This window comes from Lentzea sokolovensis (genome assembly GCF_033949975.1).
Taxonomy (GTDB): domain Bacteria; phylum Actinomycetota; class Actinomycetes; order Mycobacteriales; family Pseudonocardiaceae; genus Lentzea; species Lentzea sokolovensis.
In genome coordinates this window covers 161,323-177,055 of sequence record NZ_JAXAVU010000001.1, presented here as the reverse complement: position 1 = coordinate 177,055, position 15,733 = coordinate 161,323, and the positions used below count along the sequence as shown (strand labels likewise).

Here is a 15,733-nt window from a genome sequence, read left to right as displayed (position 1 = left end):
TCGAGGCGTTCAGCAGATCAAACCACAGGTCACGGCGACTTCGGGGCGTCTCCCAGAAGCGCCAGGAACTCCGCTCGCGTGCTGTCGATCCGAGCACCCAGTTCCAGCACCTGCTTGTTCGTGCCCGACGACAGTTCAGCGCGGGCCACGGTGCGTGCTTCCTCGAACTGGGTCCGCAGCAACCCCGTCAACTGCTGGTCGAAGGCGGCTCCCTCGGCGAACCCGGCGGCGGCCAGTTCGGCGGCCGTGATCATGCCGGGCATGTCGTGGCCCTCGTGCTGATCGCTCTCCTGCCTGCCGGTCCGCGCCAGCAACTCCCGGACCTGCGCCAGTTCGTCCCGGTAGCGGTCCTCGACCTGGGCGGCCACCGGGCGCAGCGCGGAACCGGGACGGTTCGTCAGTGCGAGCGCGGCGAGCGCGGACTCGTTCTGTGGGATCACCAGATCCACGAACGCCAGATCGGTGGCGCTGAGGCCGGCCGGCGCGGCGGGCGGTGGGGTGCCACAGCCCGTCACCAGCAGGAGCGCCGCGATGAGGAGGACCCGCACTAGGGGCGGCCGTCCGGTCCGCACTTGACGATCCGGTTGATGCAGTCGCGCACGCGCTGTGCCATCTCGGCTTCCGGCCAGACGTTGAAGAAGTCGCCGTGCATCGTGAACCCCGGACCGGACGACAGCTTGAACCGCGCCGGGTCGCCGCTCGCCGGGTAGCGCAGCACCTGACGCAGCTTCGGCACGGGCACGGGGTGCGTGGCCGGGCAGTCGCCGGCGACTGGGTAAGACATGTGGCTCTTGTGGTCAGCGGAGTCGAGGTCCTTGCCGTTCCAGCACTGCGGGAAGTCCAAGTAGGACTCGATCATCGTGCCGGCCGGGCAGTTCACGAAGTCCTTGGACGCACCGACGTGCCCGGCGTGCAGGCACGACCAGCGCGACATCGTGGTGTTGTCCGGTGCGGTGGCCTTGGCGTTGCCGGCGACGATGCGCAGCCCGTACGGCAACGGCTGGATGCGCGCCGTCACGTCATCGCGCACGCCTTCACCGAGGTAGTAGAACGTCGTGCCGGTCGGCTCGACGGGCTGGCCGTCGACCAGCAGCGTCGGCACCCAGTACGAGGAGAGGTCGACCTTCGGATTGCACGTGCTGGCGGCCTTGCTCAGGCTCGTGACGTCCGAGTTGCCGTTGGTGGAGTCGTTGCCGAAGAAGCTGTGCATGTGCGAGGCGCCGGGCAGGTTCGGCAGGACGATCGGGTCGTCCGGCAGCCGGTGCGTGAACGGGCACTCGGCGACGAACTCCGCGACGCGCACCGCGTTCGGCGGGATCGGTTCCTGCGGCTTCACCGGAGCGACCACGGCGGCCTTCGTCGTCTCGGCCGTCTGCGTGGGCGTGCCGGCCTGCGTCGTGGTGCCCGCGGCCTGAGGTGACGTGGTCACGGCCGTGGTCGTCGACGTCGGACTCGCCAACGGCTGCACGGGCGGGGTGAAGAACATCGCGTTCGCGGTGACCGCGGACGCCGCGACGCCCGCCACGGCGAGAGCGGCGATCCACACGCGCCGCCGCAGTCGTGAGGTGAGGACGTGGGGCATTGAGAAACCTTTCGGCAGGGTTCAGGGGATCTTCTGACCAGGAGATGTCCCGCCCGCCCGCCGATAACAGAAAAAGTCACGGCGTTCTCAGGAGCTCCCGCGCCAACGCCTCGCCCCACCACTGCTCCACGGCGTCCGGGTGCCATTCTCGTTCGCTGGTCAGCGTCGTGTAGACGTCGATGTTGCACAGCGCCGCGTAGATGTCGGCTGCGGATCGCACGTCCACGCCGGGCCGGAGGGCCCCGGCGGGCCAGGAGTCGAACACCCGCAGGCGCGTCTCGTCGCCGCGCCGGCGGCCTTCGCGGTAGGCGGCGGCCAACTCGGGTTCCGTGCGCGCGGCCTCTCGCACGAGGGCGATGACGTCGCCCGCCCGTTCGAAGAGCCGCCGGTCGTAGGCCGCCATCGCCGCGAGCTGTTCGCGCGCTGTCCCGGCCTCCAGTTCGGCCAGCATCGTCATCGGGTCGGCGGACAGGTCGGCCGCGTCGGCGACGGCCCGCACAAGACCCGCCTTGTCGCCGTAGGTGGCGTAGATCGTGGGAACGGACACCTTTGCCTCGTCCGCCACCGCGCGCACGGTCGTGGCGGACCACCCGTGGGCGACGAACAGCGCACGAGCCGCACGGGCGATGTCTGCCCGTGTCTCACGTGCCTGTGCCTCCCGGCGCAGGGAGGCGTAACGCCGACTACCCGTTTCGTCCACGTTCTGGTTGCCTCTCGTTATATTGACTATATGATGGTTAAAGCCAATATAGCCGCAGAGACCGGGTTCCTTCGCGTCGCAGGCTTCGCCGGGATCGGTTTCGCCGCCGTGATCGTGCTGGCGAACGTCGTCCTGGTGCCGTCGGGCCTGCCGCCCACCGGTGCCGGGATCGCCGAGGTGGTCGAGTTCTTCGGCGCCCACCAGAACGCGCTCGCGGCAGCGTCGGCCCTCATGCCGGCCGCGTGGGTGCTGGCCCTGGTGTTCGGTGCGGGCCTCCTGTCCGCGGTCCGGCGCCGCGGGCACGAGGGGTGGGCACTGGTCGGCTTCGCGGGCCTCGTGCTGCAGAACGGCGCGTTCGCGGGCGTGGCGGCGATCCGGTTGGCTCTTCCCACGGCGGAGGGCGCCGTCACCGCGCTCTGGGCGTTGCACGACGCCCTGTTCACCCTCAACGGCGTGTTCCTGGCGACCGCCATGGTCGGCTTTTCGGCCAGTGGACTGTCCGCGGGGCTCATCGCGCGGTGGCAGGCGTGGCTCGGGTTCGTCTCCGCCGCGCTGCTGTTCTGCTCGGCGACCCTCACACCGCTGGTCATCGACCACACCGGACCGCTGGGGCTGCTGGGCCTGGCCGGCTGGCTGATGTGGGTCGTCTGGCTGGTCGCCTGCGGTGCCGCGCTGGTCGTCGAGAAGCGGATCACGACGACTCCAGGCGGCGGATCCGGGTGTTGAGATAACGCTGCTCGGGCAGGCTCGTGGTGAGCCGGGCGGCCTGCCGGTAGCTGTCGAGCGCTCCCGCCGGGTCGCCGCCCAGTTCCAGCAGATGAGCGCGCACGGCATGGGTGCGGTGGTGCCGCCGCATCGCCGGGTCGTCGAGCAGCGGGCCGACGAGAGCCAGGCCGTCCTCGGGGCCGAACGCCATCCCGACCGCGACCGCCTGGTTGAGCGTCACGATCGGGCTGGGGGCCACCCCGGTGAGCATGGTGTAGAGCAGGCTGATCTGCCGCCAGTCGGTGCTCTCCCAGGTGGCGGCCTCCGCGTGCACGGCGGCGACCGCGGCCTGGAGCTGGAACCTGCCGACGTGCCCGCGGGGCAGCACGCGCTCCAGGATGCGCACTCCTTCCGCGATGCGCGCCTGGTCCCACCGCGAACGGTCCTGTTCGGCCAGCGGCACCAGGTCGCCGCCGGAGGTCCGGGCGGTCGCGCGGGCGTGGGTGAGCAGCATCAGGGCCAGGGCGCCCGCGACCTCGTCGTGGTCGGGGATCGCCGCGTGCAGATGCCGGGTGAGGCGGATGGCCTCCTCCGCCAGGGTCGAGTCCACCAGCGCGTCCCCGGTGGAACGGGTGTGCCCTTCGGTGAACATGAGGTGGCAGACGTCGAGCACCGCGGCGATCCGTGCGGGCACGTCCGCCTCGGCCGGCCGCCCGAACACCGCGCCCGCCGCCCGCAACGTGGACCGCGCCCTGGTCAGACGCTGCGTCATCGTGCGCTCCGGCACCAGGTAGGCGGCGGCGATCTGGGCCGTGCTCAGGCCGGCGACGGCGTGCAGCGTCAGGGCGACCTGCGAGGAACGGCTCAGACTGGGGTGGCAGCACAGGAGGAACAGCTGCAACGTGTCGTCTCCGTGCTGCCCGTGGTCAGCCGACGGTGCGAGGTCGGCGTCGCCAGGCCGTGCCGCGGCCACGGCCTGTTCCCGCCCGGCCCGAGCGCTGTCGGCGCGCACCCGGTCGATCATCCGCCGGGAGGCGACCCGGATGAGCCAGCCGCGGGGATTGCCGGGCACGCCGTCGCGTTCCCACTGCGATGCCGCCGCCTCGGCCGCCTCCTGCGCCGCGTCCTCGCAGTCACCCAGGTCGCCGTATCTGCGCAGCAGGGCGGCGAGGACGTGGGACGACTCGCGCCGCCACACGTCCTCCACCACCCGCGAGTCCATCAGTCGTCACCGCCGGGCCACATGGCCGGCCGCAGCTCGACGGTCTCGCCGGGGCCGGCGAAGCGCGAGGTGATCTCCTCCGCGCGGGCCTGGCTGTCCACGTCGATCAGGAAGAACCCGGCCAGGTGCTCCTTGGCCTCCGAGTAGGGGCCATCGGTGACCAGTGGCTTCCCGTCGTCCCACCGGTAGAGCCGGGACGACTCGGGCGCTCCCAGCGCCTCACCCGTGAGCAGCTCGCCGCTGTCCCGCAGCTCGCCGAGCATCTCCTCGAACTCGGAGTAGAGCCGATCCCGCTGCTCCCGCGGCATGTCCTGGTAATCGGGCAGGTACTCCGGGGTCGGGTGCCCCCACGGCTGCGGGTTCGAGTGAATCATGATCACGTACTTCACCATCGGCTCCTGGTGCGATGTCGTGGACGCGTCCGGGCGACCCATCCTCACCCGAGACGTCGGAGCCGCGCCCGCCAGGTCGACATGCCCTCACAGATCAGTTCGGCGCGGCCTTGTCGGCCGATCGTCGGCGGACTGTCGGCCGACTGTCGACGGCCCCTGGCACCGTCCTCGGTGTTGCCCGATCCAGAGGAGGAACCATGCAGAAGATGTCGATTCGCAAGGCCGGGACGATCCGCCTGACCAGCCCGAGCTACTACTGCCCGTGCTCGGCCAGCTGATCTCGTGACGCGGGCCGGGGCTGGCCTGCGGATGGCGCGTCCAGCCCCGGCCCTGTCCACCTCTTCGTCAGAAAGGTGTGCCGCATGTCCGTTCGCCTGCACCGGCTCACGATGGTGGCGGAACGCGACGGTGTCATGGTCGGCCGCCCGGACACCGGTTCGTACGCGATGTTCCCGGAAGAGGGAGCGGAGACGCTGCGGCTGCTGGGAGCCGGGAAGCCGGTCGACGAGATCGCCGCCTGGTACGAACGCGAGTGCGGCACGCCGCTCGACTTCGACGACTTCTTCGAAGTGCTCGACGAACTGGGTTTCCTCGTGGCCGAGGACGCGGAGGCACCGGTCGCGAAACCGGTGCGGTGGCAGCGCGCGGGACGGTGGGCGTTCTCGTGGCCGGCCTGGTGCCTGTACGTCGCGCTGATGGTGGGCGCGGTCGTGGCGATGTTCCGCGTCCCGTCGCTGCGGCCGTCCTACGAGGTCTTCTTCTTCACCGACCACATCTCGCTGATCCCGATCGTGCTGACCTTCACGCAGATTCCGCTGGTGCTGCTGCACGAGTGGTTCCACGTGCTGGCGGGGCGCCGGCTCGGGCTGCCGTCGACGCTGGGCATCGGGCGCCGCCTCTACTACCTGGTCGCGGAGACCCGGCTGGACGCGTTGCTGAGCGTGCCGCGCCGGCAGCGTTATCTGCCGTTCCTGGCGGGGATGCTGCTGGACGCGATCCTGGTGTCCGCGCTGACGTTGACGGCCGGCTGGCTGATGGGCGAGGCGGTGCCCGCGTGGCTGCCGGGGATGCTGCTCGCGATCTCGTTCAGCACGTTGCTGCGCCTGGTGTGGCAGTTCATGTTCTACCTGGAAACCGATCTGTACCACGTGATCGCGACGGCGCTGCGCTGCGCGGACCTCCAGAACGCCACCCGGTTCCTCATCCGCTCGCGGACGCGGCGGTGGCTGCGGCGGCCCGCCCCCGTGCCGGACGCCGAGTGGACGGACCGGGACCTCGTGGTGGCCCGCTGGTACGCGCCGCTGCTCGTGCTCGGGTACGGGTTCTCGCTGGGCAGTCTCGCCTGGGCCGGAATCCCCACGGTGTGGCGGTTCTGGTCGACGGTGTTCGACCGGGTCACCGCGCCGGACACGCCGGCCTCGGAAGTGATCGACACGTTGGTCTTTCTCAGCATGGCCGTCGCACAGCTGGGTCTGCTGATCTACGTCACCGTGCGGGACCGGCGCGCCCGGCGCCGCACCAGAGTCGAGCAAGGAGCGCTCGCATGACTTCACCGCAGGCCCGGCACAGCTGGGCGGTCACCTCGGACACGCTGCCCCCGGCGCCCGCGCCGCACGTCGAGGCGATGTGCCACCGCCGGTCGCGGGGGCCGTACACCGGGGCGGGGGCGCTGCTGCGGCAGATCGTGCCAGAGCTGTTGGCGCACAACGCTGATCTGGTGCTCCCACGCACCACGAACATCGTGGCGATCGCACCGGAACTCGCCGCCGTGCTGCCGTTGCCGGAGAAGACGCTCACCGAGGCGGCCGAACCGCGGGAACGCACCCGGTTCTACTCCGCCGGCCGCACCGAACGCCTGGTGCACGGCGTCGCGGAACTGCTGATGGACTGGGCGAGAGTGCTGCACCCGGACGGCGTGGTCGTCTCGTTCACCGACGTCGCGCACGCCGACGACACCGACCGCGAACTGCTGCGAGTCCTGTTGCGCCGCTGCGATCCCCGGCATCTGACCGTCGTCGTCGAGCTCGACGATCCCGGTGACGACACGGCGCTCGCCGACGCGTTGGCCGAGTACGCCCGAACCGGCGCCCGCCGCGCCCGCACACCCGTGCAGGGAGACGACCTGGCGCAGCTGTACATCGACTCGGAGGGCGTCCTCGACGACGAGGCCGTCCTCCGGGCGTACGACGAACTTGCGCCGGACGAGCGCGCCCGCCGGCACACCGAACGGGCGGAAGCGCTTGCGGCGTGGGGAGAACCGAGCTTCGAGCTGGGCGCACTCCCGTTCCACCTGGAGCGCGGGACGGACCCGGCCGTCGCGGGCGGCGAGGCACTGCTGAAGGCCACGACCCGCTGTCTGGAACTGGGGTACTACCACGCCTCGATGGACCTGGCGCTGCGCGGACGGGAGCTGGTCTCGGCCGAGAAGCAGCCCAACCTGTACTGGAACCTCACCACCAAGGTCGCGGCGTGCCTGTCCTACCTCGGACCGGGGGAGGAGGCCGCGCGGTATCTCGGGGAACTGCGGCACACCACCGACGCCGAGATGCACATGCGGTCCAGCTACATGACCGCGATGCTGCACACCCGCTACCTGCCGAAGGACACCCTGGACCACGACCTCGCGCTGGAGTGGTCCAACATCTCGATCGTCCTCGCCGACAACTACCCGAAGCCCGAACGGCGCACCTTCAACGGCGCGTTCATGCGCAACGGCAAGGCGTTGGTCGAACTGCACCGGGGCGACCTCCAGGCCGCGCTGAACCTGGTGAACGAGGCGATCGGGATGACCGACTCCCACCTCGGGCACGAGGAGCAACTGCTGCACCGCTCGGTGCTCACGCACAACCGGGCCCAGGTGCTCGCGGCGATGGGCGAGCACGCCGCGGCGCTGCTCGACTACGACGACGTGATCGGGCGGGATCCGAACTACGGCGAGTACTACTTCGACCGGGCCACCGTCCGGCGCGCGGCGGGCCGTGCCGCGGAGGCGCTGGAGGACTACGCCGCAGCGATCCGGCTGAGCCCGCCGTTCCACGAGGCGCACTACAACCGCGCTGACCTGCTGCGCGAACTCGGTGACGACGAGGGCGCGTTGCGGGACCTGGACTACGCGCTGGAACTCGAACCGGACCACGTCGACTCGCTCGTCAACCGGGCAGACCTGTTGCTGTCGAACGGGGACATGGCACGGGCGTCCGCCGACGTCGACCACGGCCTGGCGTTGGATCCGCACAACGCGCGGCTGCTCTCGGCACGCGGCAGCGTGCTCGCCGACGTCGGCGAGCACGAGGCGGCCTGGGCGGACTACAGCGCCGCGCTGGCCGCGGACCCGGCGCTGGTGGCGGCGTGGGCGAACCGCGCCGTCCTGGCGTTCACGACGGGGCGGCCGCGCCAGGCGGTCGAGGACCTCACCGAGGCGATCCGCCTCGCCGACGACGGCATGCTTCGCGTGAACCGCGCGATCGCCCTGCAGGAACTGGGAAACCACCGCCAGGCCGTCCGGGACCTCGACGCCGCGCTGGCCGCCGGGGCCGACGATCCGGACGTGCTGTACTTCCGGGGCGTGAGCCGGTTGGCCGTCGGCGACGACGCTGGAGCCCGTGCGGACTGGGAGGCGCACCTCGCGGCGTACGGCGAGGAGACCTCGCCTCACGCGGTGCAGATCGCGGAGCGTGTGGCGTGACGACCACGGTCCCGGAAGGGCTTTCCGTGGCGCTGCACCAGCACGCCAAAGGCGTCGCCGTCGTCACCGCCGGGCTGGTCGCGCCGGTGGGGTTCTGCGCCACGTCGCTCGCGCCCGTGTCCATCGACCCGCCCGTGCTGTCGTTCGCCATCAGCACGCGGTCGGCGTCGTGGGCGGTCATCGAGACCGCCGAGCACGTCTCGGTGAACCTGCTGGCGGACGACCAGGAGGACGTCGCCCGCGCGTTCAGCAGGCCGGGTGCGGAGAAGTTCGGCCCGGGGACGCGCTGGTACCGCGACAGCGTCGGGTTGCCCGCGCTGCACGGGGTTCTCTCGCGCTGGCGGATCGCGCCGGTGGAACGGGTCCGGGTGGGCGGCAGCGCTCTCGTCGTCGGCCTGGTGGTGGACGTCGAACGCGGATCGCCAGGCCGGCTGCCGCTGGTGCATTACGACGGCGGATATGGTCGTTTGGCCAGCGCGTGACGGTATCCCGGCAGGTGCGACCAACTCCTTGTCTTGAGTGGGAGCGGACTCCGTCGCACTGCAGCCGCAGTTCCAGGTGCTGGGGCCGTTCGAGGTGCGCGTGCACGACGAGGTGCTCGACCTGGGTGGTCCGCGGATCCGGACGCTGCTCGCGTTGCTGACGGCGAACGCGGGCAGGGTGACGACCGTCGGCACGATGGTGGAAGCGTTGTGGGGACCGGAATCCCCGCCGGACGCACACCGCACCGTGCGCAGCTACGTCTCGCGGTTGCGCCGCGCGCTCGCCGTCGACCGGCTGATCGTCACGCATCCGGCGGGGTACGTGCTGCGGCTCGAACCGCACGTCGTCGACGCCCGCCGGTTCGAACGGCTCGTCGAGACGGGACGGGACGCTCTGGCCGCAGGTAGGCCCGCGGATGCCGCCGAACAGCTCTCGCTCGCGTTGAGGCTCTGGCGGGGTGAGGCGTACGGCGAGTTCACCGTGACGCCGGTGCTGCGCGCCGAGGCCGCACGGCTGGAAGGCCTGCGCCTCGGCGCCGTCGAGGACCGCGTCGACGCCGACCTCGCGACCGGCGCGGGGGTGACGCTGGTCGAGGAGCTCACGGCGCTGACCGGCCAGCACCCCGGCCGGGAACGCCTGTGGGGGCAGCTGATGACCGCGTTGTACCGGGCGGGCAGGCAGGCCGAGGCCCTCGACGCGTACCTGCGGGCCCGCACCGCGCTCATCGAGAGGTTCGGTCTCGACCCCTCACCACGACTCTCCGAGATCCACCAGCAGGTGCTGGACAACGACGCGCGGCTGTTCGGCGTGCCCGCCGTCGCGCCGAGCGAACCAGCCAGGGACGACCTTCCCGGCGACATCGCGGACTTCGCGGGCCGTGACGCCGAACTCGCCGTGCTGGCGACCGCTCGCGCCGCCGGCCGCCAGGCCGTGGTGATCCAGGCGATCGACGGCATGGCCGGTGTCGGCAAGACGACGCTGGTCGTCCACGCGGCACACCGGTTCGCGGAGCACTACCGCGACCGTCTGTTCATCGACCTGCACGGCCACGCGTCCAGTCATCGCCCCGTAACCGCGATGACGGCGCTGGACGCGTTGCTGCGTGCACTGGGCGTGCCACCCGACCGGATTCCGCAGGACCCGGACGCGCGGGCGGCGTTGTGGCGTGCCGAACTGGCCACCCGTTCGGTGCTCGTCGTGCTGGACAACGCCGCCGACGCCGCACAGGTGCGCCCGCTGCTGCCCGGCACGTCCCGCAGCCTGACGCTGATCACGAGCCGTCGCCGCCTGGTCGACCTCGACGCCACCCAGGTCGTGTCGCTGGACGTGCTGCCGGAACCCGACGCCGTCGCCCTGTTCGTCAGCGTCGCGGGTGGCCGCACCGAAGGCTCGGTGCACGAGGTCGTCGCGTTGTGCGGTCACCTGCCGCTGGCGATCCGCATCGCCGCCGCACGGCTGCGCGCCCGTCCCGCGTGGACGGTGGCCTATCTGGCGAACCGGTTGCGCCAAGCGCACTCCCCGCTCACCGAGTTCGAGGCGGGGGACCGCAGCGTCGCCGCCGCGTTCGCCCTGTCCTACGAGCACCTCCACGCACCGCAGCAGCGCCTGTTCCGGCTGCTCGGCATCCACCCCGGCCCGGACTTCGACGCCTACGCCGCCGCGGCGCTCGCGGCCGTCGACCTTCCCGAAGCCGAGCGACTCCTGGAGAGCCTCGTCGACGACCACCTGTTGCAGGAACCCGCGCCCGGCCGGTACCGCTTCCACGACCTGGTTCGCCAGCACGCCCGCGCCGTCGTGGTGACGGATGAGCCGGAACCGTTGCGGGACAGGGCATTACGTCGAGTCGTCGACTACTACCTGCACACCGCGCACAACGGCAGCAGGGTGCTGGACCGGCAACACCCGCCGATCGCCGTCGAGAAGGCCGACTGCGTCCCGCACCCGATGCCCGGCAGCGCGGCCGCGATGGCGTGGTTCGACGCCAACCACCTCTGCGTCCTGGCCGCGCGGACCGCGGCCGAGGACGCGGGCTGGGACACGGTGGTGTGGCAGCTCGCCTGGTCGCTGGACAACTTCCACTACCGCCGCGGGCACCTGCACGACAACATCGCCTCCTGGCAGGTGGGACTCGTCGCCGCGGAACGGCTGGGAGACCTCGCCGTGCAGGCCCGCGCCCACCGGCGGCTCGGCCTGGTCTACGCGCCGCTGGGCAGGGACGAGGAGGCGTCGCTCCACTTGAGACGGTCGCTGGCGCTGTCCGGTCAGGTCGGCGACACGGTCGGCCAAGCGGGCGCGCACGTCGTGCTCGCGCTGGCGCTGACGTGGAAGAAGGACGACCACGGCGTGCTGGCACACCTCACCGAGGCGAGAAACCTGTACCGGCGCAGCGGCAACACCCAGTGGGAGATCCGCGTCCTGAGCATGATGGGCGCCGCGTACACCCGGCTGGGCCATCACGTCCGGGCGCGCGCCTTCTGCGAGTCCGCGCTGGCGTTGTGCGTGCGGCACAACGACTCGTACGGCCAGGCGGACACCCTGGACAGCCTCGGCGCGATCACGGGTAACACTGGCGACCACCGCCAGGCCCTGCACCACCACGAGCGCGCGCTGGTGCTGTGGCGAGACCTCGACAACACGTACCGGCAGGCGGGAACCCTTGCCGCGCTGGGCGACACGCACCGCGAACTCGGTGAGGGCGATCAGGCGAAGCGGTGCTGGCAGGAGGCCATCGACCTCTACCGCGGGCAGAACCTGCACCACGCGGCCGACCGCATCGCCCAGCGTTCGGGGTGACGGTGGCCGCTCTCGCGGCCACCGCCGGTGGTCAGCGGGCCCAGAAGCGGGTGGAGTTGGGGCCGTTGAGCACGAGGTTGCCGTCGTTCTGCACGATCAGCCGGTCGGCCGCGGTGGCCCAGGTGCCAGTGCTCCACTTGGGCACGTTGTTGGCGGCGTAGACGACGAAGTTGCCGTCGTGCTGCAGGGTCGCGCGGATGGCGCCGGAGTTGTAGGTGTTGCTGGCCCACAACGCCTGGTTGGTCGCCACGACGTAGAGCACCAGGTTGCCGTCGCCCTGCATGAGCAGCTTGTGCCTGCCGTCCGGCGAGATCCTGGACTGGCCGGCGGTGAGGGTCTCCCCGCGCACCACCCGGTCGGGACCGGGCTCGCCCCCGGTGGTGGCGTCGAAGACCGTGACGTAGTAACCCTGGAGCGCCCAGGCCTCCAGGCCGTTCGGCGTGACGGCCACCGAGTTCGGGTACCGGCCGATCGGCCTGGTCTGGACGATCACGTTGTTCTCCACGTTCACCGTCACGAGAGTGTGTCCCTCATAGCCGGTGACGAAGATCCGGCTGCCGTTCGGTGCGGCGGCCACACCCACAGGACGGCCGGGCACGTCCAGGGTGGCGTGGACCGCGTTGGCGGCCGTGGAGATCATGTAGACCTTGTTCGCCTGGGCGCTGGTGACGTACACGCGCAGGCCGTCCGGCGTGATGGCGAGTCTGGTCGGCGCGGTGGGCAGCTGCACCGCGGCGATCGTCTGTTCGGTCGCGGTGCTGACCACCCAGATCTTCGAGGTGTAGAAGTCCGCGATGTAGACGCGGGAGCCGTCCGGGGAGATCGTGATGTCCGCCCCGTAGCTGTTGCCGACGCTGATCGCGCGGGAGACGCCGGTCGCCGTGTCGATCACCGCCATGTAGTTGTACCCGGAGACGTACGCCTTCTTGCCGTCCGGTGATACGACGACCGCCTCCGCCGGTCCCATCGGGGCGACCGAAATGGTCCTGACCACGGTGCGGGTCGCGGTGTCGATCACCGAGACCTTGCCGGTGGTGGCGGTGAGGTCGCCGTGCGCCACGTAGGCGGTGCGGCTGTCCGGGCTGAAGCCGATGCCCTCCGGCTGCGGGTCGACGCCGATCGTGCCGGTGACCGTCCTGGTGGCGGTGTCGATGGCGGACACCGTGCGGTCGGCCGCGTTGCTGACGTATGCGAGAGCCCCGTTGGGGCTGATCTCGACCGAGATCGCGTTGGACCCGACGCTGATGTTGGTCGGCAGCTCGGCGGCCGCGGTGGCCGTCGGCGCGATCAGGCCCGCGGCGAGCAGGACGCCGAGCGCGGCGGTTCCGGTTCTTCGTGTTCGACTGTGCATGGCGCAATTCCCCCTGGAGGTTCCGCGTGGTGCGGCGGATTTTGCCAGACGGGTGCGTTGGTCAGCGGTGTGTTCGCGGATGTTCTGCCGCGGCCCTGCCGTCACCGGACGAGGTCGTCACCCGGCCGGCGCGCTGAGATTCGCCGTCCGGAACCTCGTCAGTGCGTCCAGTGACATCCGTGGGCTCATCGCGATGGTCTGCCGTGCGTTCGCGAGGTCGGCCAACGACTGCGGGCTGTTCTCGTCCTTGAGACGTTGCGCGATCTCGGCGGGATCGAAGTAGTCCAGCACGGTGTTGACGAACAGCATGAACGCGGCAAGCTCCAAGGCGAGCCGCCTGACGCCCTTGGCGTCAGAATCGGTGATCTTCTCCGCCCACTCGCGAAGCTCTTTCTGCCAGGCCTGGAACGTCTCGACGGTTGCCCTGTCGGTCGAGTACCCGGCGATGTGGTTGAGCAACACCGCACCCAGCGGCGCCTCGGCGTCCTTCATCAGCTCGTGCCGCACGGCCCTGATCCTCGCCGCGGCCTCACGCCGGCACATGCCCAGCGCCGCCCCGGCCAACTCGACGTGATCGTCGTTGTCGCGGTGCCCGACGAGTTCCCAGGTGCTTCGCACGAGGTCACGTGCCAGGCCGCCGGACAGGACGTAGCAGAGCGCGACGAACGGCTGGGTCCATCCGATGATCAACCCGTAGAGCACTTCGCGTGCGGTTGTGAAGTCCAGGTAGGGCACGGAGATCACGTCGTCGAACGTGCTGTCGAACACGTCGCGGAACGGCACACCTCTGCGTTCGAAACCCGCTGCCGCGTCCTCGGACACGGAGACCAGGAAGAAACAACCCTTGACGTTGAAGATCCCTTTGATGTCGTTGAGGAAGTCCTCGACCTTCTCGGCCTTGGCCATCTTGTCGAGTTCGTCGATGGCGACGATCAGCTCGTAGTGGTCCCGCACCGTGGTCATGAACGTCCGCAGTTCGCCGACCAGTTCCGGAAAGCCCTTGGGGCGGTGCTGCCAAGTCGTGCCGCTCTTGCTTCCAGCGTCGAGGCTGAGCGGCAGTGGCGCGCCACTGACCTTCACCATGGCCGATCGCTCGGTGGTGTTGCTCTGCTGGATTCGAATGTCCCGCAGGCGTTCCAGGGCGGTCTCCACTGCTGGATCCCTGTCCGGTGCTCTCAGTGCCACCACGCGGCTCCAGCCGCTGGCGCGGTAAAGGGGCGTATAGGCGCCTAGAAGGGCCACACCTCCCAGCAGGTACGGCGACGCGGTTCCCCACGCGCCGTTGCTGAGGAAGAGGACCAGTCCGACGGCGGGAAGGGCTGCGGAGAGGGCGATGGCCACCATCGGGACACCCGTTCCACGGCCGGCATAGGTGACGGCCATCGTCAGAGCGAACACACCTACCACCAGCCCGCCGGCCCCGATGTCCGCCAGGACCTTCACGTCGGCCGACCAACGCTGGCTCACGGCCAAGAAGAGCAGCCCGTAGGCGAAGACCAGGTCGGCGACGCACACCGCCCACAGCCAGAGCGCGCGTGTCCGAGAGGGGAGTCGACGCAATGCCTGGTCGGCCTCCACAGCTCGGTCACCCGCGACTTTCCGGCAGATCTCCGCGTACAGGTGGAGCACGAACTCGCGGGCGTCGTACACGACCGGCGCGGACACCAGAACACCCAACCGCGGTCGTTCAGCAGGACGTCGTTCGTCCCGCGGAACCCGTGGCGAAGCGAAAAACTCGATCATCGTGGTCTTGCCGACGCCGCGTGGGCCGGCGATGCCGAAGTTGCCTCCTGGCCGGTCCTCGATCATCTTCTCCAGGCGTTCGAAGGTCTTCGTGACCACACGCTGCTCGCTGGAGAGGGATGTGCGCAGGTGCTCGATCGAGGGGACCGACATGGTGGGCTCGTGGTCGGCCTCGCGCGCGTTGTTGATCTCCCGATAGGCCGCCTCCACGAGCAGTGCTTCGAACTGCGAGACGAGGTCTCGCCGCGAAGATGCGAGTTCTTCTTCCTTGACGCGAAACGCCCTGTCTCTCCGAGCTTGCTCCTGGGCGGGTGTGAGCAGTTCCGTCTGCCGCCGCTTGAGTGCGGACAGTTGTTGATCGGCGCGGTGAACGGCGCCCTCAGGTGAGCCCGGGGGCGTCTCCAGCGCCAGGGGAGGCTTCGTACTCGGCTTCTTCAGCCACGTCTCCACCAGACTCACGTACCCGGCGAGCTCCGGGAGCAGGTCGGGTTCGGTTCGCGCCCTGCGCAGCTTCTCCAGGAGAACATCGGTGACCTTGACCGCGTTGTCCAGGTGTTTGAGCTGACGTCGCTTGAGCGCGAGTACCGCGACCAGGTCGTCGTGCAGTTCATCGACGAGACCGTCGATCTGCTCGATTTGTGTCGCCTCCGCGGCAACGGAGATGGCTTTGCGCTCCAGTTCGACACGTATCTTGTCCAGCGGAACTTGCACGTCATGCGGGTTCTGCACGTCCGGCAGGGCGAGCACCTGCTGCAACGCAAGGGAATACCGCACCGTCCAGGATTCGGTGTAGGGGCCGAACTGGGGTCTGGGCAGGGCTTCCTCGGCAACTGAACTCAGCGATGACTGTTCCATCTCGCCTCCCGGCCTGATGCAGGTGACGTCGGAGCGTGTCGGCCGAACGTTTCAGTCGGTAACCCGATTGGACCAGGGAGCGGGCAGGTGTGCCTGCGCGGTGGTCGCCAGATCGAGCCGCGTCAGCGTGAGCGGCTTCGTGGGTTGCGTCGAGGGCGGCGATCAAGCTTGACCATCGCGATGGCGAACACCTTGGTGCGCAAGGCCTCCGCATCAACATCA

12 protein-coding genes are annotated in these 15,733 nt (G+C 70.0%); 5 read left to right on the top strand and 7 right to left on the bottom strand.

All coding sequences use genetic code 11. The features are described from left to right. Positions 1 to 29: 29 nt before the first annotated feature. The 3 genes from SK854_RS00870 to SK854_RS00860 all read right to left on the bottom strand — a co-directional run bounded on the left by SK854_RS00870 (position 30) and on the right by SK854_RS00860 (position 2,282). Positions 30 to 548, bottom strand: coding sequence for a DUF305 domain-containing protein (locus SK854_RS00870; RefSeq protein WP_319973002.1), 519 nt, complete (start codon positions 546 to 548; stop codon positions 30 to 32). Beyond that, positions 548 to 1,582, bottom strand: a complete 1,035-nt coding sequence (locus tag SK854_RS00865) for a DUF1996 domain-containing protein (protein ID WP_319973001.1) — start codon at positions 1,580 to 1,582, stop codon at positions 548 to 550. Before SK854_RS00865 ends, SK854_RS00870 begins: the two co-directional genes overlap by 1 nt. Positions 1,583 to 1,658: 76 nt before the next feature. Further along, entirely contained in the window at positions 1,659 to 2,282 is a 624-nt protein-coding gene (locus SK854_RS00860; protein WP_319973000.1) for a TetR/AcrR family transcriptional regulator, read from the bottom strand. Between the two features lie 30 nt (positions 2,283 to 2,312). On the opposite strand from SK854_RS00860, the gene SK854_RS00855 reads away from it, so the two are divergent. Next, entirely contained in the window at positions 2,313 to 3,008 is a 696-nt protein-coding gene (locus SK854_RS00855; protein ID WP_319972999.1) for a hypothetical protein, read from the top strand. On the opposite strand, the gene SK854_RS00850 is transcribed toward SK854_RS00855, so the two are convergent. Further along, positions 2,974 to 4,209 (bottom strand): RNA polymerase sigma factor, encoded by a 1,236-nt coding sequence (locus tag SK854_RS00850; protein WP_319972998.1) that lies wholly within the window; start codon positions 4,207 to 4,209, stop codon positions 2,974 to 2,976. The two genes, SK854_RS00855 and SK854_RS00850, sit on opposite strands and share 35 nt — an antisense overlap. Next, positions 4,209 to 4,598: a YciI family protein gene (locus SK854_RS00845; protein ID WP_319972997.1), complete on the bottom strand. Its 390-nt coding sequence runs from the start codon at positions 4,596 to 4,598 to the stop codon at positions 4,209 to 4,211. The genes SK854_RS00850 and SK854_RS00845 overlap by 1 nt, the downstream gene beginning before the upstream one ends. Positions 4,599 to 4,963: 365 nt before the next feature. Between SK854_RS00845 and SK854_RS00840 the strand changes: the two genes are divergently transcribed. Genes SK854_RS00840 through SK854_RS00825 form a run of 4 tightly spaced genes read left to right on the top strand, consistent with a single transcriptional unit; the run spans position 4,964 to position 11,562 of the window. Beyond that, positions 4,964 to 6,148: a hypothetical protein gene (locus SK854_RS00840; RefSeq protein WP_319972996.1), complete on the top strand. Its 1,185-nt coding sequence runs from the start codon at positions 4,964 to 4,966 to the stop codon at positions 6,146 to 6,148. Next, positions 6,145 to 8,286: a tetratricopeptide repeat protein gene (locus SK854_RS00835; protein WP_319972995.1), complete on the top strand. Its 2,142-nt coding sequence runs from the start codon at positions 6,145 to 6,147 to the stop codon at positions 8,284 to 8,286. The genes SK854_RS00840 and SK854_RS00835 overlap by 4 nt, the downstream gene beginning before the upstream one ends. After that, positions 8,283 to 8,768 (top strand): flavin reductase family protein, encoded by a 486-nt coding sequence (locus SK854_RS00830; protein ID WP_319972994.1) that lies wholly within the window; start codon positions 8,283 to 8,285, stop codon positions 8,766 to 8,768. The genes SK854_RS00835 and SK854_RS00830 overlap by 4 nt, the downstream gene beginning before the upstream one ends. A 37-nt stretch (positions 8,769 to 8,805) precedes the next feature. Beyond that, positions 8,806 to 11,562 carry an AfsR/SARP family transcriptional regulator gene (locus SK854_RS00825; RefSeq protein WP_319972993.1) on the top strand — a complete coding sequence of 919 codons (2,757 nt, stop codon included), beginning with the start codon at positions 8,806 to 8,808 and terminating at the stop codon, positions 11,560 to 11,562. Between the two features lie 31 nt (positions 11,563 to 11,593). On the opposite strand, the gene SK854_RS00820 is transcribed toward SK854_RS00825, so the two are convergent. Then, on the bottom strand, positions 11,594 to 12,913 hold the full coding sequence (locus SK854_RS00820) for a hypothetical protein (protein WP_319972992.1): 1,320 nt from the start codon (positions 12,911 to 12,913) through the stop codon (positions 11,594 to 11,596). A gap of 117 nt (positions 12,914 to 13,030) precedes the next feature. Continuing rightward, on the bottom strand, positions 13,031 to 15,511 hold the full coding sequence (locus SK854_RS00815) for a hypothetical protein (protein ID WP_319972991.1): 2,481 nt from the start codon (positions 15,509 to 15,511) through the stop codon (positions 13,031 to 13,033). Positions 15,512 to 15,733: the final 222 nt, after the last annotated feature.